15 protein-coding genes are annotated in these 15,467 nt (G+C 36.5%); 2 read left to right on the top strand and 13 right to left on the bottom strand.

The genetic code is table 11. From position 1 onward, the window contains the following. Window positions 1–13 precede the first annotated feature (13 nt). From NSQ77_RS14715 to NSQ77_RS14670, 10 genes are all read right to left on the bottom strand, one after another. Window positions 14–568 carry a hypothetical protein gene (locus tag NSQ77_RS14715; protein ID WP_339226791.1) on the bottom strand — a complete coding sequence of 185 codons (555 nt, stop codon included), beginning with the start codon at window positions 566–568 and terminating at the stop codon, window positions 14–16. Window positions 569–633: 65 nt separating this feature from the next. Then, window positions 634–1,896: an oligosaccharide flippase family protein gene (locus NSQ77_RS14710; protein WP_339226790.1), complete on the bottom strand. Its 1,263-nt coding sequence runs from the start codon at window positions 1,894–1,896 to the stop codon at window positions 634–636. Window positions 1,897–1,913: 17 nt separating this feature from the next. Continuing rightward, window positions 1,914–3,254, bottom strand: coding sequence for a nucleotide sugar dehydrogenase (locus tag NSQ77_RS14705; protein WP_339226789.1), 1,341 nt, complete (start codon window positions 3,252–3,254; stop codon window positions 1,914–1,916). Next, window positions 3,241–4,278 (bottom strand): Gfo/Idh/MocA family oxidoreductase, encoded by a 1,038-nt coding sequence (locus tag NSQ77_RS14700; RefSeq protein WP_339226787.1) that lies wholly within the window; start codon window positions 4,276–4,278, stop codon window positions 3,241–3,243. Before NSQ77_RS14700 ends, NSQ77_RS14705 begins: the two co-directional genes overlap by 14 nt. A 44-nt stretch (window positions 4,279–4,322) precedes the next feature. Then, complete coding sequence (locus NSQ77_RS14695; RefSeq protein WP_339226786.1) at window positions 4,323–6,152, bottom strand: nucleoside-diphosphate sugar epimerase/dehydratase; 1,830 nt, start codon at window positions 6,150–6,152, stop codon at window positions 4,323–4,325. A gap of 29 nt (window positions 6,153–6,181) precedes the next feature. After that, on the bottom strand, window positions 6,182–6,871 hold the full coding sequence (locus NSQ77_RS14690; RefSeq protein ID WP_339226785.1) for a LuxR C-terminal-related transcriptional regulator: 690 nt from the start codon (window positions 6,869–6,871) through the stop codon (window positions 6,182–6,184). A 141-nt stretch (window positions 6,872–7,012) separates the two neighbouring features. Next, window positions 7,013–7,666, bottom strand: coding sequence for a response regulator transcription factor (locus NSQ77_RS14685; RefSeq protein ID WP_339226784.1), 654 nt, complete (start codon window positions 7,664–7,666; stop codon window positions 7,013–7,015). A 65-nt stretch (window positions 7,667–7,731) separates the two neighbouring features. Further along, window positions 7,732–8,496: a CpsB/CapC family capsule biosynthesis tyrosine phosphatase gene (locus NSQ77_RS14680; protein ID WP_339226783.1), complete on the bottom strand. Its 765-nt coding sequence runs from the start codon at window positions 8,494–8,496 to the stop codon at window positions 7,732–7,734. Between the two features lie 480 nt (window positions 8,497–8,976). Then, entirely contained in the window at window positions 8,977–9,669 is a 693-nt protein-coding gene (locus NSQ77_RS14675; protein WP_339226782.1) for a CpsD/CapB family tyrosine-protein kinase, read from the bottom strand. After that, entirely contained in the window at window positions 9,647–10,411 is a 765-nt protein-coding gene (locus NSQ77_RS14670) for a Wzz/FepE/Etk N-terminal domain-containing protein (protein WP_339226781.1), read from the bottom strand. The genes NSQ77_RS14675 and NSQ77_RS14670 overlap by 23 nt, the downstream gene beginning before the upstream one ends. A gap of 543 nt (window positions 10,412–10,954) precedes the next feature. On the opposite strand from NSQ77_RS14670, the gene NSQ77_RS14665 reads away from it, so the two are divergent. Together NSQ77_RS14665 and NSQ77_RS14660 are read left to right on the top strand one after the other, a co-directional pair. Further along, window positions 10,955–12,034 carry a LysM peptidoglycan-binding domain-containing protein gene (locus tag NSQ77_RS14665; protein ID WP_339226779.1) on the top strand — a complete coding sequence of 360 codons (1,080 nt, stop codon included), beginning with the start codon at window positions 10,955–10,957 and terminating at the stop codon, window positions 12,032–12,034. A 48-nt stretch (window positions 12,035–12,082) separates the two neighbouring features. Then, entirely contained in the window at window positions 12,083–12,589 is a 507-nt protein-coding gene (locus tag NSQ77_RS14660) for a hypothetical protein (protein WP_339226778.1), read from the top strand. On the opposite strand, the gene NSQ77_RS14655 is transcribed toward NSQ77_RS14660, so the two are convergent. The 3 genes from NSQ77_RS14655 to NSQ77_RS14645 form a co-directional block, all read right to left on the bottom strand. Beyond that, a complete protein-coding gene (locus tag NSQ77_RS14655) occupies window positions 12,542–13,489 on the bottom strand; it encodes a nuclease-related domain-containing protein (RefSeq protein ID WP_339226777.1) in 948 nt (315 codons plus the stop codon). The genes NSQ77_RS14660 and NSQ77_RS14655 overlap by 48 nt on opposite strands. Window positions 13,490–13,692: 203 nt before the next feature. Further along, the gene (locus tag NSQ77_RS14650) at window positions 13,693–14,154 is read right to left on the bottom strand and encodes a hypothetical protein (RefSeq protein WP_339226776.1); all 462 of its coding nucleotides are present in this window, start codon (window positions 14,152–14,154) and stop codon (window positions 13,693–13,695) included. Between the two features lie 25 nt (window positions 14,155–14,179). After that, window positions 14,180–15,262 (bottom strand): DUF3231 family protein, encoded by a 1,083-nt coding sequence (locus tag NSQ77_RS14645; protein ID WP_339226775.1) that lies wholly within the window; start codon window positions 15,260–15,262, stop codon window positions 14,180–14,182. Window positions 15,263–15,467: the final 205 nt, after the last annotated feature.

The raw sequence follows: 15,467 nt of genomic DNA, 5'->3' as shown, positions 1-15,467 counted from the left end.
ACCTCAAATTCGTTTAAATTCTAACTTTCTTAGAACCAGTCAATACATAGTCTATTTTTAATCTCTTTTTGTTTAATTTTGTTATAGAAAATAAGTTCCTTCTCAAAACTTTTATCAAAAAATTTCTCCCTACAACTATAGAGCCTATTTTATTATTAGCATTAATTGATGGATAATTTAATACCTCTACCACGGACAGAACATGTTCACATTCTTTTTGATCATATAAAAACATAGTTGCTTTTAGTTTTAAAGATCGAAATACTCCTCTTCCTCTATGTGCTTTGACAACAAACGCATTAAACAACATACCATTGTTTAGTGGTAATAAAAAATTATCGTGTCTATATTCATGTGTTTGGGATACAATTGACCACTCAAAACCTACTGGTTGGTTAGATATTCTGTGAATTGCTAAAAAACCGGTACAATCTGGATTATTAACTCTCCAAATTAACTTATCTTTCTCAAAGTGTTTGTTGAAAAAATCACAATATTCTTTTACAACTTCTTCGTCTATTTTAATTATTTTGTAATCTGAATGGAATTGCTCCTTGACTTTACCCAACGAATATACAACCCTAGTCTTAAAAAAATAGGTTTGTATATACTTATTCATGTATTTAATCATAATTACTCTTCACCTGTACTTATTCTTTTAAATATAAATAATCTTACACAGTTATATAGAAATAGAACTACTGAATACATAACCAAAAAATGAATAATGCTCATCCTAAAATAATATGCAATCAAGAATAAAACTATAGTAACAATTAGATACGATAACTGCATTATCAATGCTACGTGATTTTTTTCAAAAATACTGGTTATAGTACTTAATGGTGTATTAATAAAACGAATCATAAATAAAGGCGCCAATATAGAAGAATATAAACCTGCTTCTCTCCAATCTTCTCCAAAGACAAATGCAACTAAATCCTCTGCCGCAATAAAAAATATTATAAATAATGGAGTAGAAATTATTAATAACTTTTTTAAAGTAGAATTGAAAGTAGCTTTTGCATTACCATGAATTAATTTCTCCTCAGAGGCCCGTTGAAAAAACACTTGTCCAACTGAGTTTCCTATAATAGTTGATGGCATCCCAAGTATTCTGTTCACTAATCCATAGAAACCTACACTAGAGATACTGTACAATGCTGGTAGGAAAAAACTTATTAAATGCTGAGATAAATTATTAGCCAAAACCGCTCCCATCGAATATTTAGGAAAACTAGAGTATCTTTTTCCTAATCGAACCATATCCTTTATTCTTATATATGAAAGGAGCGCTTTATTGCTAAATACTTCCTTTGCTAATTTCCCATTAGCAAATACATGTGACACAATTTGTCCACTTACTAGGCCCCCTGCGCCCACTTTCAAAAAACCTAGACCAAGTTGTACAATAGCCAAAGATACTGATTTTACCACCTTAACTTTAGCAATAACACCAAACATTTTCAATCTAGTATTAAGGTAATTTAACGAATTAAAAATACCAATAAATAAAACAGTCAAAGGAACAAAATATAGCCATAAGCCAATTTGATCATTTCCTAATAATAATATAATGCTATTCTTAAACAACAAAATAGCTACTAGCAAGAGGGAACTTATAAATATCGCTATTAAAATTGATAGAGCAACAAGATTAATTGAATCTTCTTCTTTTTCAGGTAAAACAATTGCTAACTCATACCTGGCATTAACAATTGATCCAAATATGGCTGTCAATGCAATAAATATAGTTAAAACCCCAAAATCCTCTGGGGTATATAAGCGAGTTAATATTGGCGATATTGCTACTGGTATCGCTTGGGCAATAGTAGCTCCAGTCATTAACTTAAGTACATTTTTATTAAATTCATTTGACATAAATTGCTTTAACATTTTTTAGCCAACTCGAATTACAATCTAAAATAGCTATTATTATTTACTTCATGTCTAAAAGAATTTCTGGTATCAAATATAGCTTTTGAATTTAGTAATATTTCCTCATAATTAAAATCACTGTGGTCAGTAGCAATTAACACTAAATCCGCACTTTCTAACATTTCAGTTGTTACATTTTCTATAGGTGATTGAATACTATTTTTATATTTAAACTCCTTCACATACGGATCAACTACTTTCCAATCTGCACCTGCAACATCTAGTTTCTCTAAAATAGGAAGTACAGGTGATTCTCTATAATCATCAATATCCTTCTTATAAGCAACACCAAGTACTAATATGTTAGCCCCATTTAATGCAATTTTATCTTTATTTAAAATCTCCATAATACGTTTCACAACATAATCAGGCATATCATTATTTATTTCACCAGCTGTTTCAATTAACTTTGTATGATAGCTATGCTCACGCGCCTTCCAAGTCAGATACCATGGATCGATTGGTATACAGTGTCCGCCCAATCCTGGTCCCGGATAAAAGGGCATAAATCCATATGGCTTTGTAGCAGCTGCATCGATTACCTCCCAAACATCAATGCCCATTTTATTACATAAAACAGCCATTTCATTAGCTAAAGCAATGTTAATATTTCGGAATGTATTCTCATGAATTTTTTCCATTTCAGCAACCGCTGGGCTAGAAACTCGATGAATATCACTCTCTAATACATTACCATATAGAGTCGCAGCTGCATTAGTGCAGTTCTCAGTCATTCCCCCGACAACTTTTGGAGTATTCTTCGTCTTAAATTGTTTGTTACCTGGATCAACTCGCTCTGGAGAATAAGCTAAGAAAAAGTCCTCTCCACAGTTTAGTCCACTTTGTTCTAATATAGGCTTTAATAATTCTTCTGTAGTTCCTGGATAAGTAGTACTCTCAAGTACTACTAACATTCCTTCATGAAGATGATCAGAGATTTCATGCGCAGAACTTTCAACATAATTTGTATTTGGTTGTTTATATATATCTAAAGGTGTTGGTACACAAATAGCAACCGCATCTACTTCTTTAATAAACGAATAATCAGTTGTTGCTTTTAGCTTTTTCTTTGTTACTAATTCTTGAAGTTCTTCATCAACTACATCTCCAATGTAATTAACCCCTTGATTAACTTCATCCACTTTTGATTCTTGTACATCAAATCCAATTACATTATAGCCAGCTTTTGCTTTTTCAACTGCTAAAGGCAAACCTACATAACCTAATCCTACAACACCTATTACAGCAGTTTTATTATTTAGTTTTTCAATTAATTTTTCTGCAAGTTGATTTCCTTTTTCTTTAGTTGTTAACATATTCTTTCTCCTTTGTTAGTTGGATTGGTTGATTATTTTTTGCAGATTCGTAGAATGAAAGTACTAATTCCAACGATTTTCTACCTTCTTCACCTGAAACTGCAGGTTGTCTGTTCTCCACAATTGCCTTTACCATATCATCAATAATACATTGGTGACCCGGTATACCGAATGGATCTTCTTTTATTTTTTCTTTAATCTTACTTATTTCACTTTCGTCCATCCCCTCAATCTCTAAATGTTCGAAGTATATAGCATTTTTCCCACCAATTTTTACAGTACCTTTTTCACCAAACAACGTAATTGACTCCTCGAAATTTTGCCCATAAGCTGTAGTGGAAGCCTCTACTAATCCTAAGGCACCAGATTTAAATCTAATAACACCAGCAGAAACATCCTCTGCCTCGATTTTACGTAATCTTGTTGCCTCCATACTAAATATTTGTTCAGGTTCACCCATAAACCATAATAGTAAATCAAGATTATGAATTGCTTGGTTCATCAATGCTCCTCCATCAAACTCTTTTGTACCGCGCCATAAAGCTTGGTCATAATACTCCTGATTTCTATTCCAGTTTACGATTGCGTTTGCATGACTAATTTTACCTAGTAGATTTTGATTGAGTATTTTACGTAATTCCTTCACTACTGGTCTAAAACGGTTAGGATGTACAATCGAGAGTTTTACATCATTTAGATTACAAGCATCAATAATCTTATCTGTTTCTTCTAAAGTCATCGCAATGGGCTTTTCTAAAATAACATGCTTATTAGCATTAGCTACTTTAATAGCTAGTGGGGCGTGTAAACCTGTTGGTGTACATACAGAAACGACATCTATGTCCTCTCTAAGTAACATTTCATCTAAATCTTCATATGCGTTTGCACCATATTCTACAACATATTGTTGCATTGCTGAAGGCAACTTATCACTTACAGCTACTAAATTAGCATTTTCAACCTCTTTTATGGCATTCGCATGTTTTTTAGCAATAAAACCACAGCCTACAATTGCAAAATTCATTTCAACAACTTCTTTCTTTTTTAGATTAATATTATATTTAATTATTAAAAGCCTTTTACAGCTAGCATTTTTCGTTCTGCATAAACAATATTCATTAGCTCATCTTTCAAGCGTGACTGTTCATAACTATCAAACTGCTTAATCAAATTAAGCACCATTTCCGTATCCACTTCAACTGTTCGACCAACATAAATCTTCTCATAAACCTCACCAGGATGAACCTCATCTTCACCTAATAGCTCTTCATACATCTTCTCACCTGGACGAATCCCCGAAAATTCAATTGGAATCTCTTCTGCGGTATAACCTGATAGTTTAATAAGATTTTTAGCAAGGTCAACAATCTTAACAGGCTCACCCATATCAAGCACGAATATTTCGCCACCTTTAGCAAGTGTTCCAGCTTGAATCACAAGTCTAGAAGCTTCAGGAATCGTCATAAAATAGCGTGTCATCTCTGGATCCGTTACAGTCACTGGGCCGCCTTTTTCAATTTGCTTCTTAAATAAAGGAATAACACTGCCACGGCTTCCAAGTACATTGCCGAATCGGACAGCGACAAATTTTGTTTTACTTTGCTGTGCCATATGCTGGACAACCATTTCGGCAACTCGTTTTGTTGCCCCCATTACATTTGTTGGGTTTACTGCTTTATCTGTCGAGACCATCACAAACGTTTGGACACCAAATGTATCCGCAGCTTCCGCCACATTCTTCGTGCCAATCACATTATTTTTGACTGCTTCATGAGGGTTATATTCCATCAATGGTACGTGCTTATGTGCTGCCGCATGGTAAATGATTCTAGGTTGATGCTCTTCAACGATGTTGAACATACGCTCACGGTCTTGGACATCACCGATAATTGGAATGATTTCTGTTTCTGTATCATGGTATTTGTTTTTAAGTTCCATATCAATTGAATAAATGCTGAATTCTCCATGACCAACTAACAAAATCTTTTTCGGTGAAAAACGCATCAACTGGCGGCATATTTCAGACCCAATCGATCCACCTGCCCCCGTAACCATAACCGTGCTTCCTGTCACATATTCAGAAATTGCACCAATATCAAGTTTTACAGGTTCTCGACCGAGCAAATCCTCGACCTCGACATTTTTTAAATGACTGACAGATATTTTTCCAGTCATAAGGTCCTCGATTTTGGGAATCATTTGGACCTTTACGTTTGCTTTATTGCATTCTGCGACAATTTTCTCTAATTCACCATTACGTAAGGATGGAATGGCAATAACGATGTGCTCGATTTGCAAGTTTTCAACAACTGCTGCAATATCTCTCGTTGTTCCTTCTACAGGTAAATCATAGACTTGCATTTTTTGTTTGCTCATATCATCGTCAACAAAGGCAATTGGTTTTAATTCTGAGTTATGCTCATTTTTCAGCTGGCGAGCAATCATTGCTCCGGCTGCCCCTGCCCCCACAATTAAGGTTTTCTTTTGCTCGGTTTCATTCTTTATGTAACTGTCTCGGAAGATTCGCCACACAAAGCGTGATCCACCGATTAATAAAATATGGAGCATCCATGTAACCAGCAATGCTCGTGAATAAAGTGAAAAATCATTGATAAAATATTGCACAATCCCTGCTCCAATGATCGAGAAGGTAATTGCCTTAACAATCGTTACTAATTCTCCAACACTCGCATATGCCCAGACTTTATTATAGAGCTTATAGATGGATGCAAATAAATGATGAAAAATTAATAGTGCAATTGCGCTCCATAAGATTGCTTCATTCCGCAAAATTTCAGTATGCGCTGGATAAACGACCCAAGTAGCTATAAATATAGCAGTACTGACAATTACGGAATCTAGTAAGATCAGGAATGTTAGTCTCTTACGATAGGACATCGTACACGCTCCTTTATGATGTATTGAATTTAATCCATTTGACCTGATTCTTCGTTACGTACACGATTCGACATAATTTTATTTAAATAGTGTACCACATTTTTCCTCTTTTTAATGTTAATTTTCTTATAAATTTGACTAATATGTACCTTTACAGTCCCCTCTTTTAACTGGATACGCTCTGCGATTTCGCTATTTCGTAAATTTTGCTTGAGTAAGTAAGCAACAAGCGATTCTTTCGTAGAAATATGAATAGCATTTTCTGAGAGTCGTTTCTGAAACAGGTCAAAGTTGTCTTTCTTTAATTCATCCAGACTTTTTAATAGATTTATGAGTACACTGGAAGGAATAAAAAAATGTGCATTTTGGATAGTAAGTATGATTGGAATTACTCTCGTTTCGAAGTCCTTTTGCTTCTCGATGATACTGTCACTGCCAGCTTCAATAAGTGGAATAGTATCATCCAGCTGTGGAACAGCTACTAATGTGATAATCTTCACAAAGGGGTTAGCATCTTTTAAATATTTAATAGCACCCGTCACTTCAGGTATTGGTATTAGTTCCGTATCCAGTAAAACAACATCCGGCTGCATGTTCATTTCAAGACCGGCAGTTTGATACGATACATATCCAATTAACTCCATATCTGAATGTTCCTCAATGCTCTGTATAATCAATTCAGTAAATGGAGCCTTACTTATGTATAAAACAGTCGTCATTCAAATTTCCTGCCTATTCTTTCATTTTTACTGTCTTAGCGACATGTACTAACAAGATTCTATTCTACTATATAAGGAGTCACTTTTTTAGTGACTTTTTACAATAAAAGTCACTATTAGGCAAATTTTCCTATTAAAATTTCACCTGATAACATTACAGAAAAATTCGACAACCTTTGCGCGATTGCGTATATTCAGTTTATTGTAGATCTCACTAATATAATTTTTCACCGTACCTTCGCCAAGAAAAAGCTTGTTGGCAATTTGCTGGTTCGTATAGTTGTCCTTTAATAAAAATGCAATATCAATCTCACGCTTCGTAAAAGAATAGCCTAAACGTTCTAGTCGTAATGTAAATATTTGCTTATTATTCATCGTCAATTCACGTATTCTGCTGGCAAGCATACGGGCTACTTCACCTGAGAGAACTGGTTCTCCGCGATAGGCGATTCGAATGGCTTCCAGCAAGCGCTCAGCATACAACGCTTTTACTAGAAAGCCATCTGCCCCAGCATTAATTCCCGAAATAACGCAATCATCCACTTTTGATGTAAGTAAAATCACACTTACTTCAGGATACTTCTCTTTTATATGTTTCGTGGTACGAATCCCGCCCATTTGCGGCAGTTGAATATCCATGATGACAATATCCGGTTTAAGGTGTTCCATCTGCTTGATCGCAATTTCTCCGTTATCCACTGCCCCGATAACTTTTATATCGTCCGTTCTCTCGATAATGGCTTCAATGCCATCTCGGAGTAACCTCTGATTTTCTACAATGAGAACATGTATCACCTGATTAACCCCTTTATATAGATATTTTTCTCTATTCTTCCCCTATTTGTTCAGCTTTTTTCTCGTTAAAACAAGCCAAGAAATTTCTTTTTCTTTATCATTACTGGCTCCATACGGTTCACATTGCTGTTTTCAACTAACAGCTGACTGTTTTCCAAAAACATATAGTGATAATCACTGCCATATGTGCGCTTTAATTGCTGGAATGCTTCATCCATTACAAAACCACGTGAATTTGTATTATGTGCATCGGATGCAATAAAATGTGTAAGATTTGATTCAATCAGCTGATTTGAGAACTTTTGAATATTTTTTCCAAATTTCCCTAACAGGCTCGCTGCCGTCACCTGTGTTAAAGCACCCTTTTTGACAAATTCATAGAGCTTTGCAGGATGCTCAATCAGCTCTTGATTTCGTTCCGGGTGAACGATAATTGGCGTATAGCCCGCGACCTGAATATCAAATAGCATTTGACTAGCATATCTCGGAACCTGACCTGACGGAAATTCCACGAATAAATATTTGGATCCGTTTAAAGGCAAGAGTTCTCCCTTTTCAATGTCTTCCACCATATCTCCATTGATGCGTGTTTCCTGACCTGCCAGTACTTGCAAATCAATATTTTCTTTTGCAAACAGTTCATTTAAAATTGCTACATGATTTAGGATAGAATGTGCGTCATTATCATATTTTCCGTTTCTATGGTGAGGGGTTGCGATTATTGTCGTTATCCCTTGAGCCACTGCTGCTCTTGCCATTTCTAAGCTGTCTTCTTCTGTTTTAGCTCCATCATCTACTCCAGGTAAGATGTGAGAATGTATATCAATCACATTGTCACTCCCTCTCCGTCTTATTTTTCGAAAAAATTAATTAGTTAAAATTATACAAGATACGCTAAAAGTTTACAATTAAACCCTATTGAATGAACACTTTAATAACATAAAGCTTTAATCAGATAATGATATGTAAGCACATGATAAAAAAGGCTCCTAACATCATACGTTAAGGAGTCCAATCATATGGGGTTCAAAACTTATGTTAAATGTTTTATTTGCTCTATTGCCAAAGATTAAAAACTAATGGATTATATCATGTATCTCATTGATGTTTACTATTTATGATGTATTTTCATGGAAGTTAACTAAGCATAAATACCTACTAATATTTTATCACATCAAAATGTAAAAATATAGGTGACTCAAGTCATGAAAAAGTCATAAAAACAAAGTAAAATTAAACTTTAGTCATATTTTTTCATGAAAAAACTCCTTACCAGCACATCTTGGGTGATAAGGAGTTTCATATTTTTGTTAACTGCCATAATAGTAATACTGATTGGATTCTTTCTTATCCCGGTCATTTAATACCGTTCCAAGTACTTTTGCATTCACTGCTCTTAGTGATTCAATTGCCTTTTGCGCTGATTCTGTTTCCGTACTCTTGCTTCGTACTACAAGTATGGATCCATCAACTAGAGCAGATAGAATTTGTGCATCTGTTACTGCAAGCACTGGTGGTGTATCAAAAATAATGACATCATAAAGCTCACGCGCTTCCGCAATCATCCGCTGCATCCGCTTTGAACCGAGCAGCTCAGAAGGATTTGGCGGGATTGGGCCGCAAGAGATTAAGTCTAAGTCCTGTACCGCATTTGGGACGATTGCTTCCTGTAAAGGAATGTCTCCAACTAGCACATTGCTAAGTCCTTTCAGGTTATCCAAGCGAAATGTATAATGGATCGTCGGTTTACGTAAGTCCGCATCAATTAAAAGCACCTTTTTCCCTTGCTGCGCGTATACAACTGCAAGATTCGCTGTCGTCATCGACTTCCCTTCAGATGGACCAGCAGAGGTTAACAGCAATGTTTGAATTTCTTCATCTGCAGAAGCAAATTGCAGGTTTGTACGAACAGTACGATACTGTTCCGAAATAGGTGAGCGTGGACTTATTTTCGTAATTAAGTGACGCATTTTATTATTCTTAAATTGTTTTTTTCGCGCCATCTAAACCACTCCTTACCGATCTAATTTCACGAGCTTCGAAATTCTCCATCCGCATATCCTTTTCATCAATATGAGAGATGACTCCAAGCACAGGAATTCCAAGTTTCTGTTCAATATCCTCTTCTGATTTAATCGTGTTATCTAAGTATTCTAGCAGGAATGCAATTCCAACACCGATCATGGCACCAAGCACAATTGCGATTGCAATATTCAGAATTGGATTCGGTGCTACTGGAGATGGATTTTCCGATAATTGTGCTTCCGATAAAATCGAGACGTTATCCACATTCATTAAATCTGGGATATTTTCCTGAAAGACTTCAACTGTCGTATTTGCAATTTCTGTTGCTAATGCTGGATCTGGATCTGTCGCCGTCACGGTTACAACCTGTGAATTATCAGCACTCGCAACTTGAAGTTTGCCCGCTAATTGTCCACTGTTCATGTTTAAATTCAATTCTTCTATAACAGGTTCGAGGATTGCTGGACTTGTTATTATTACGTTGTATGTATTAATTAACTCTACATTCGTCCTGACATCAGCCTGCGTAAGCTGTGCATTCATGTCTGTATTGTTGCTTTGCGTTACAAGAAATTGAGAACTGTTTTGATATGTTGGTGTTAATACAAAATAACTAATGATTGCCGCTACCAGTGCTGCCCCCAACATTAAGGCAATAATCAGTAACAAACGCTTCTTGATGACCTCAAAAATCTCCTTGAGGGAAATCGTTTCCTCCATTGCTGAACCTCCATTGTATTTGCTCCACCCTTTTTTGGTGAGCGGATGTGTTTTTGGGTTTCGGATAATGAGTGCTATTTCTAAACTATAATTATTTTACCCTATATCTATTTCGACATTATAAAGGGAATTATAACATATTTCCATAACTTTTCAGAAATAAATTTTGGTGTAGCAATTGTCAGATGACTTTTTGGGAGGTAGAGATGATAGGTTTTCATGGAAATAATGACGTTATTTTAAATTAGTTTAAAGAGTTTGTTAAATGATAGATTCATTGTTTTGATAAACCAAGGGAATAGTGCGATATTATCACTGTTTTCAACCCTTAACAAAATCTTTACATTACAATCGTATTACAAATGTCCTATTAATCTATAATAATTTTGAAATAATAGCTATAATAGTGTTAGTTTCTGTTAGAACTTGGATATACAGAAATAATTTGGCGAATTTACCAAGATAAAAACATAATCTGCCGAACAAGCCAGTAGTTACTGGAATTAATATACTATATAGATTACAAACAGGGGGATAAAAAAATTGGCAAATAAGAAAATTGTTATGTCGGTTACTGCAAGTGCGGCGATTGCATCAGCTATTTTTGCAGCTGAAGAAGCAGAAGCAGCATCACACAAGGTTAAGAGTGGAGATTCACTATGGAAGATTGCACAGCAATATGGTACAAACGTATCTGAACTGAGATCGATTAATAATTTGTCATCAGATTTAATTTTCCCGAATCAAGTGATTCAGACTACGAAATCTTCTTCGAGCACGGGATCATCAAGTACGAATACAAGCAAAAAACAAACTTCCACAAATAAATCTACATATACAGTAAAACGAGGAGATACATTAAGCGGCATCGCCTCCAAGCATGGAATCTCACTATCTAACTTGATGAAATGGAACAACTTAAACACAACCTTAATTTACCCAGGGAATAAGCTGGCTGTAAGTAAAAGCGGAACGTCTACTGGATCATCAACTTCAGGATCAAGCTCTTCTGGGTCTAGTTCATCCAGCTCATCTTCTGTTTACACAGTTAAGTCAGGCGACACACTATCACGTATCGCTTCATTGCACGGTGTTTCAGTCAGCAACTTGAAGAAATGGAACAACTTAAGCTCTGATCTAATTTTAATCGGCCAAAAGCTAAGCATTAACGGCAAAGCATCTTCCGGATCAAGCTCAAGCAGCAGCAGTAGTTCAAGCAGTTCAAGTTCAAGCAAAGCACCATCAGCTAATGTCAGCTACAATGTAGACAAGCTTATCAGCTCAGCTAAAAGCATGAGCGGCATTAAATATGTATGGGGCGGTGCTACACCAAGCGGATTCGACTGCAGCGGCTTTATCTACTACGTATATAAACAAGCTGGAATGAACATATCTCGAACTTCTACTGATGGCTATTTCGACCGTTCCTATTACGTGAACACTCCACAAGTAGGAGACCTAGTATTCTTTTCAGGTACATATAGATCAGGTATTTCTCACATGGGAATCTATCTCGGAAACAACCAATTTATTCACGCAGGAACATCAACGGGTGTAACCATTACAAGCCTAGACAACTCATATTGGAAGAAACATTTCGATAGCTTTAAACGTTTTTACTAGGATGATAGATGGATAGATAGGAAAACTCCAGCATGGGCTGGAGTTTTTTTGTTTGGTGTTGGTGCTGTTTTGGTCTGGGATGGTGCGGTTTTCTTGGGCGGTGGTGCTGTTTCGGCCCGGGATGGTGCGGTTTTCTTGGGTGATGGTGCTGTTTCGGCCCGGGATGGTGCGGTTTTCTTGGACCGTGGTGCTACTTCAGCCTGGGATGGTGCTGTTTTCTTGAGCGGTGGTGCTGTTTCGGCCGGGGATGGTGCTGTTTGCTTGGGCGGTGGTGCTATTTCGGCCAGGGATGGTGCTGTTTTCTTGGGCGGTGGTGCTGTTTCGGCCCGGGATGGTGCTGTTTGCTTGGGCGGTGGTGCTATTTCGGCCAGGGATGGTGCTGTTTTCTTGGGCGGTGGTGCTGTTTCGGCCCGGGATGGTGCTGTTTGCTTGGGCGGTGGTGCTATTTCGGCCCGGGATGGTGCTGTTTTTTCGGTCAGTGGTGCTGAATCTAGATTGAACAGTAGTTCATTTCCTTATAGCCATCCATCTTTTATGTGTTGGGTCGTAGGTTAGGTTCGCGTTCTTTAATGTTTTGGATACCATATGCCGGGAGTCTACTTGGAGGAAGTTTTTACATTCTTTATTTGTTATCCAGGGGAACAGGAATAAATATTCATTTATCGTCTGGTAATGTGCGCGTTGGTCTTTATGATTGCATTTTGGGCACTGCCAGCTTTTGGGGATTCGCTTCATTCCTAGCATATTACAGTTTGTGCACTTTACACCGTTCATGATATCCTCTCTTTTAATTCCATGCTCTTTTATAATTTCCTTATCAAAATCGATGCATTTCCTTGCTATGGCATGTCCAATTTTTTGATGCATGAATTTATTCGTGTGCTCAAGCTGTTTTTCAATGTTTAGTATGATGTGGGGAATTCGTTCACCATGGACAGCTACTTTAGCTATTGGCTCTGTGTCTCCAAGAACTTTTATTACGGTTGAAGGTTCGCTTATTGCGATGAAAGTATAAATGGGAATGTTGGCGAATCCGTGATGATGAAGCCAGTTTTGAAGTTTCAGTTTTTGCAGCTCTGTCTGGGCAATTGGGTGACTAAATCCTGTCTCCTTCCTGCTATCATCCCGAATAAACTGGTTAAGTGCTGTATCAAAAATAATTGTGCCACTGTAGTTCTTCACTTCCACAATATAAATTGCGTGCTGCGAAATGATAATATTATCTAGCTGAACACTTGTCCCGTCGACTTTTAAGCAGACATCCTGGAGAATCGTAGACATTGGCTCCAGAAATTGCAGGTAATAATCGACCTTTACCTCACCCATGTAGCCTTTCAGGTATTTTCCATATTCTCTCTCAATCTGTTGAAATCCAGTAAAATCTCTTTTTAAGCGTGTGCGGAGTATTTCATATTTACGAAGTATCAAAGGTTTCATCCGCTTCCTAATAATCATCCTGCTCCCCCTCTCCTCCTTAATATATACGGAATAAGCAATGGAGACAAAAGGCCAAAATTTAAAATATGGTTCTATTTCGATCGTGAAAATCTAATAATTCTCTACAGGAAATTTAAAATTGAATGATTGAATTAATTAATATCTGTGTTCCCACACAAAAAATCCTCCGAGAAAGCATTTCGAAGGTGTTTTTGTTCTGCTTAACTAGTGGTTTTGAGCATCATTCTCTGCAATAAAAATCCCACAATCAAACCTGGGATAATACCTAAAGCGGAAAACCAGATGGGACCTAATAGTACTCCAAATAGCGTTACTTTAGCTGAAAACATACATGCCAAGGTCACAAAATAGGCGGAAAATACAAAGGGCAAAAAGGAAAAGGGTCGCTTTCCTCCTCCCGCATCTTTATATGCATCCCACATCGCAAAGAAATATACACAAGGATAAAACAAGATCCATTGATAATCCGCTTGCTGAATTGCTTGTTCTATTTTTCCATGGTAGCTTAGCACGACAACATTATTAAGATGTCCCTGCAAATTAATCAAAATCTCTAAAAAAATAACCATGATTCCTTTGAAGTATTTTTTATTTAATAACTGACCAAATCCCGGAAATGCAATACTCCATAATAGTTTCTCCACTGCGCCCTTATCTGCCATAACATCTCATTGCACCACCTTGCCATCAATTATCTTTTGCCAAATCTTTACGGTTTGGAGCCATTGGAGGCTGTTCTAACCATTGGTTTTTGATCATGATATTGGCCCCGTCCTCTGAAAGCTTCTGGATTTCAAGTGATAATCTGTTATACATTGCACCCAAATCCATTCTGGGGCTTACGGAAGTACTTGTCCCATAAAAACCAACACTCAAAGAAATTAATGCGGTTGTATAGTACATCATTAATCGATCCGAAAATGTGTATGATGTACTAGTTGTTATATCGGCATCCCATGTCATCGCAACAGGCAAATTGCTTTCCTTTAATTTTCCACTAAATAATTCAATATGCTTTTTAGCAACTTCTATACACCTTAGCATAAATTTTGTGGCCTCTTTTGATTGAGATACTTGGCTGAAGCCAGTTAATGTAGCTGTTCCTAAAGCATTTCTTTGGATATTTGAATAAAGAGAAGCCACTTCTGATGCTATTAATGGTCTTTTCTCTCCAATAACGTCCCACATAAAAGCTTGTTTTTTCACAAATTCAATTTCATTATTTTTAGCCACGTATGGTGCTCTGATATATAAGCCCTTTGATAACAATAAATCCTTTGACATATCGAATAATTCCATTGTCTCCGTTAGACATTCTTTATAATAAGCTGTAATATCTGACCTTACAGAAGTGTACAAGCTATTTGATAAAAGCGTAAGTCCAATTCCAGCCATTTGTTCGATAAAGCTTAATACAAAGCCATCCGAATATAATCTTGGCGCGTTTAAATCAACATCTCCCTCAACTGAAAAGCCAAGAGGGATTTTATGCTTTTCCTCTGTAAGAATCGAACTGACTTTTTGTACATGGGATTGAGATAATTTCAAAGCATGTTCAATTACTGACTTAATTTCCTCATCTTCAGCCTTTTCAAGAAAATAGCTTAATGCGCATACACTCGCACTCTCTTCCATATATTGATAATTAAGCTGTGATATTTCTCCCGAAGTCAGCCTTATTTGTTTTTCCTGATCCACACAAAACCCTCCATTATTGTAAAATAACTTTTCTTCGTAGTTATCCTTTGTCATTCGTAGTAAAGTATTCATGTTTTTTCTCCTTATTTTGGCTTTTATTTGTGACCACCTAAATAGCAGATGGTTTTCTGTGTCCCATGCTATCGCATACTCAACGGCTATTACCCCTTTAGATGAATTTTTAGATAATTCTTAGTTTAACGATTCTTCCGATGTGGAATTGATTTACAAAATAAAAAAAGGAGGAATGTAGTATTTTAAAAAAAGGATTATTAAT

It is taken from the genome of Oceanobacillus sp. FSL K6-2867, from assembly GCF_037963145.1.
Lineage (GTDB): Bacteria > Bacillota > Bacilli > Bacillales > Amphibacillaceae > Oceanobacillus.
The sequence above is the reverse complement of the archived record's forward strand: the minus strand, read 5'-3'. Positions and strand labels throughout refer to the sequence as shown.

What these genes read in the sequence shown, in the direction of transcription:
- NSQ77_RS14710 (WP_339226790.1), bottom strand. Translation starts at nt 1,896, where the DNA reads ATGTTAAAGCAATTTATGTCAAATGAATTTAATAAAAATGTACTTAAG.
- NSQ77_RS14705 (WP_339226789.1), bottom strand. Translation starts at nt 3,254, where the DNA reads ATGTTAACAACTAAAGAAAAAGGAAATCAACTTGCAGAAAAATTAATT.
- NSQ77_RS14700 (WP_339226787.1), bottom strand. Translation starts at nt 4,278, where the DNA reads ATGAATTTTGCAATTGTAGGCTGTGGTTTTATTGCTAAAAAACATGCG.
- NSQ77_RS14695 (WP_339226786.1), bottom strand. Translation starts at nt 6,152, where the DNA reads ATGTCCTATCGTAAGAGACTAACATTCCTGATCTTACTAGATTCCGTA.
- NSQ77_RS14690 (WP_339226785.1), bottom strand. Translation starts at nt 6,871, where the DNA reads ATGACGACTGTTTTATACATAAGTAAGGCTCCATTTACTGAATTGATT.
- NSQ77_RS14675 (WP_339226782.1), bottom strand. Translation starts at nt 9,669, where the DNA reads ATGGCGCGAAAAAAACAATTTAAGAATAATAAAATGCGTCACTTAATT.
- NSQ77_RS14670 (WP_339226781.1), bottom strand. Translation starts at nt 10,411, where the DNA reads ATGGAGGAAACGATTTCCCTCAAGGAGATTTTTGAGGTCATCAAGAAG.
- NSQ77_RS14655 (WP_339226777.1), bottom strand. Translation starts at nt 13,489, where the DNA reads ATGATTATTAGGAAGCGGATGAAACCTTTGATACTTCGTAAATATGAA.
- NSQ77_RS14650 (WP_339226776.1), bottom strand. Translation starts at nt 14,154, where the DNA reads ATGGCAGATAAGGGCGCAGTGGAGAAACTATTATGGAGTATTGCATTT.
- NSQ77_RS14645 (WP_339226775.1), bottom strand. Translation starts at nt 15,262, where the DNA reads ATGAATACTTTACTACGAATGACAAAGGATAACTACGAAGAAAAGTTA.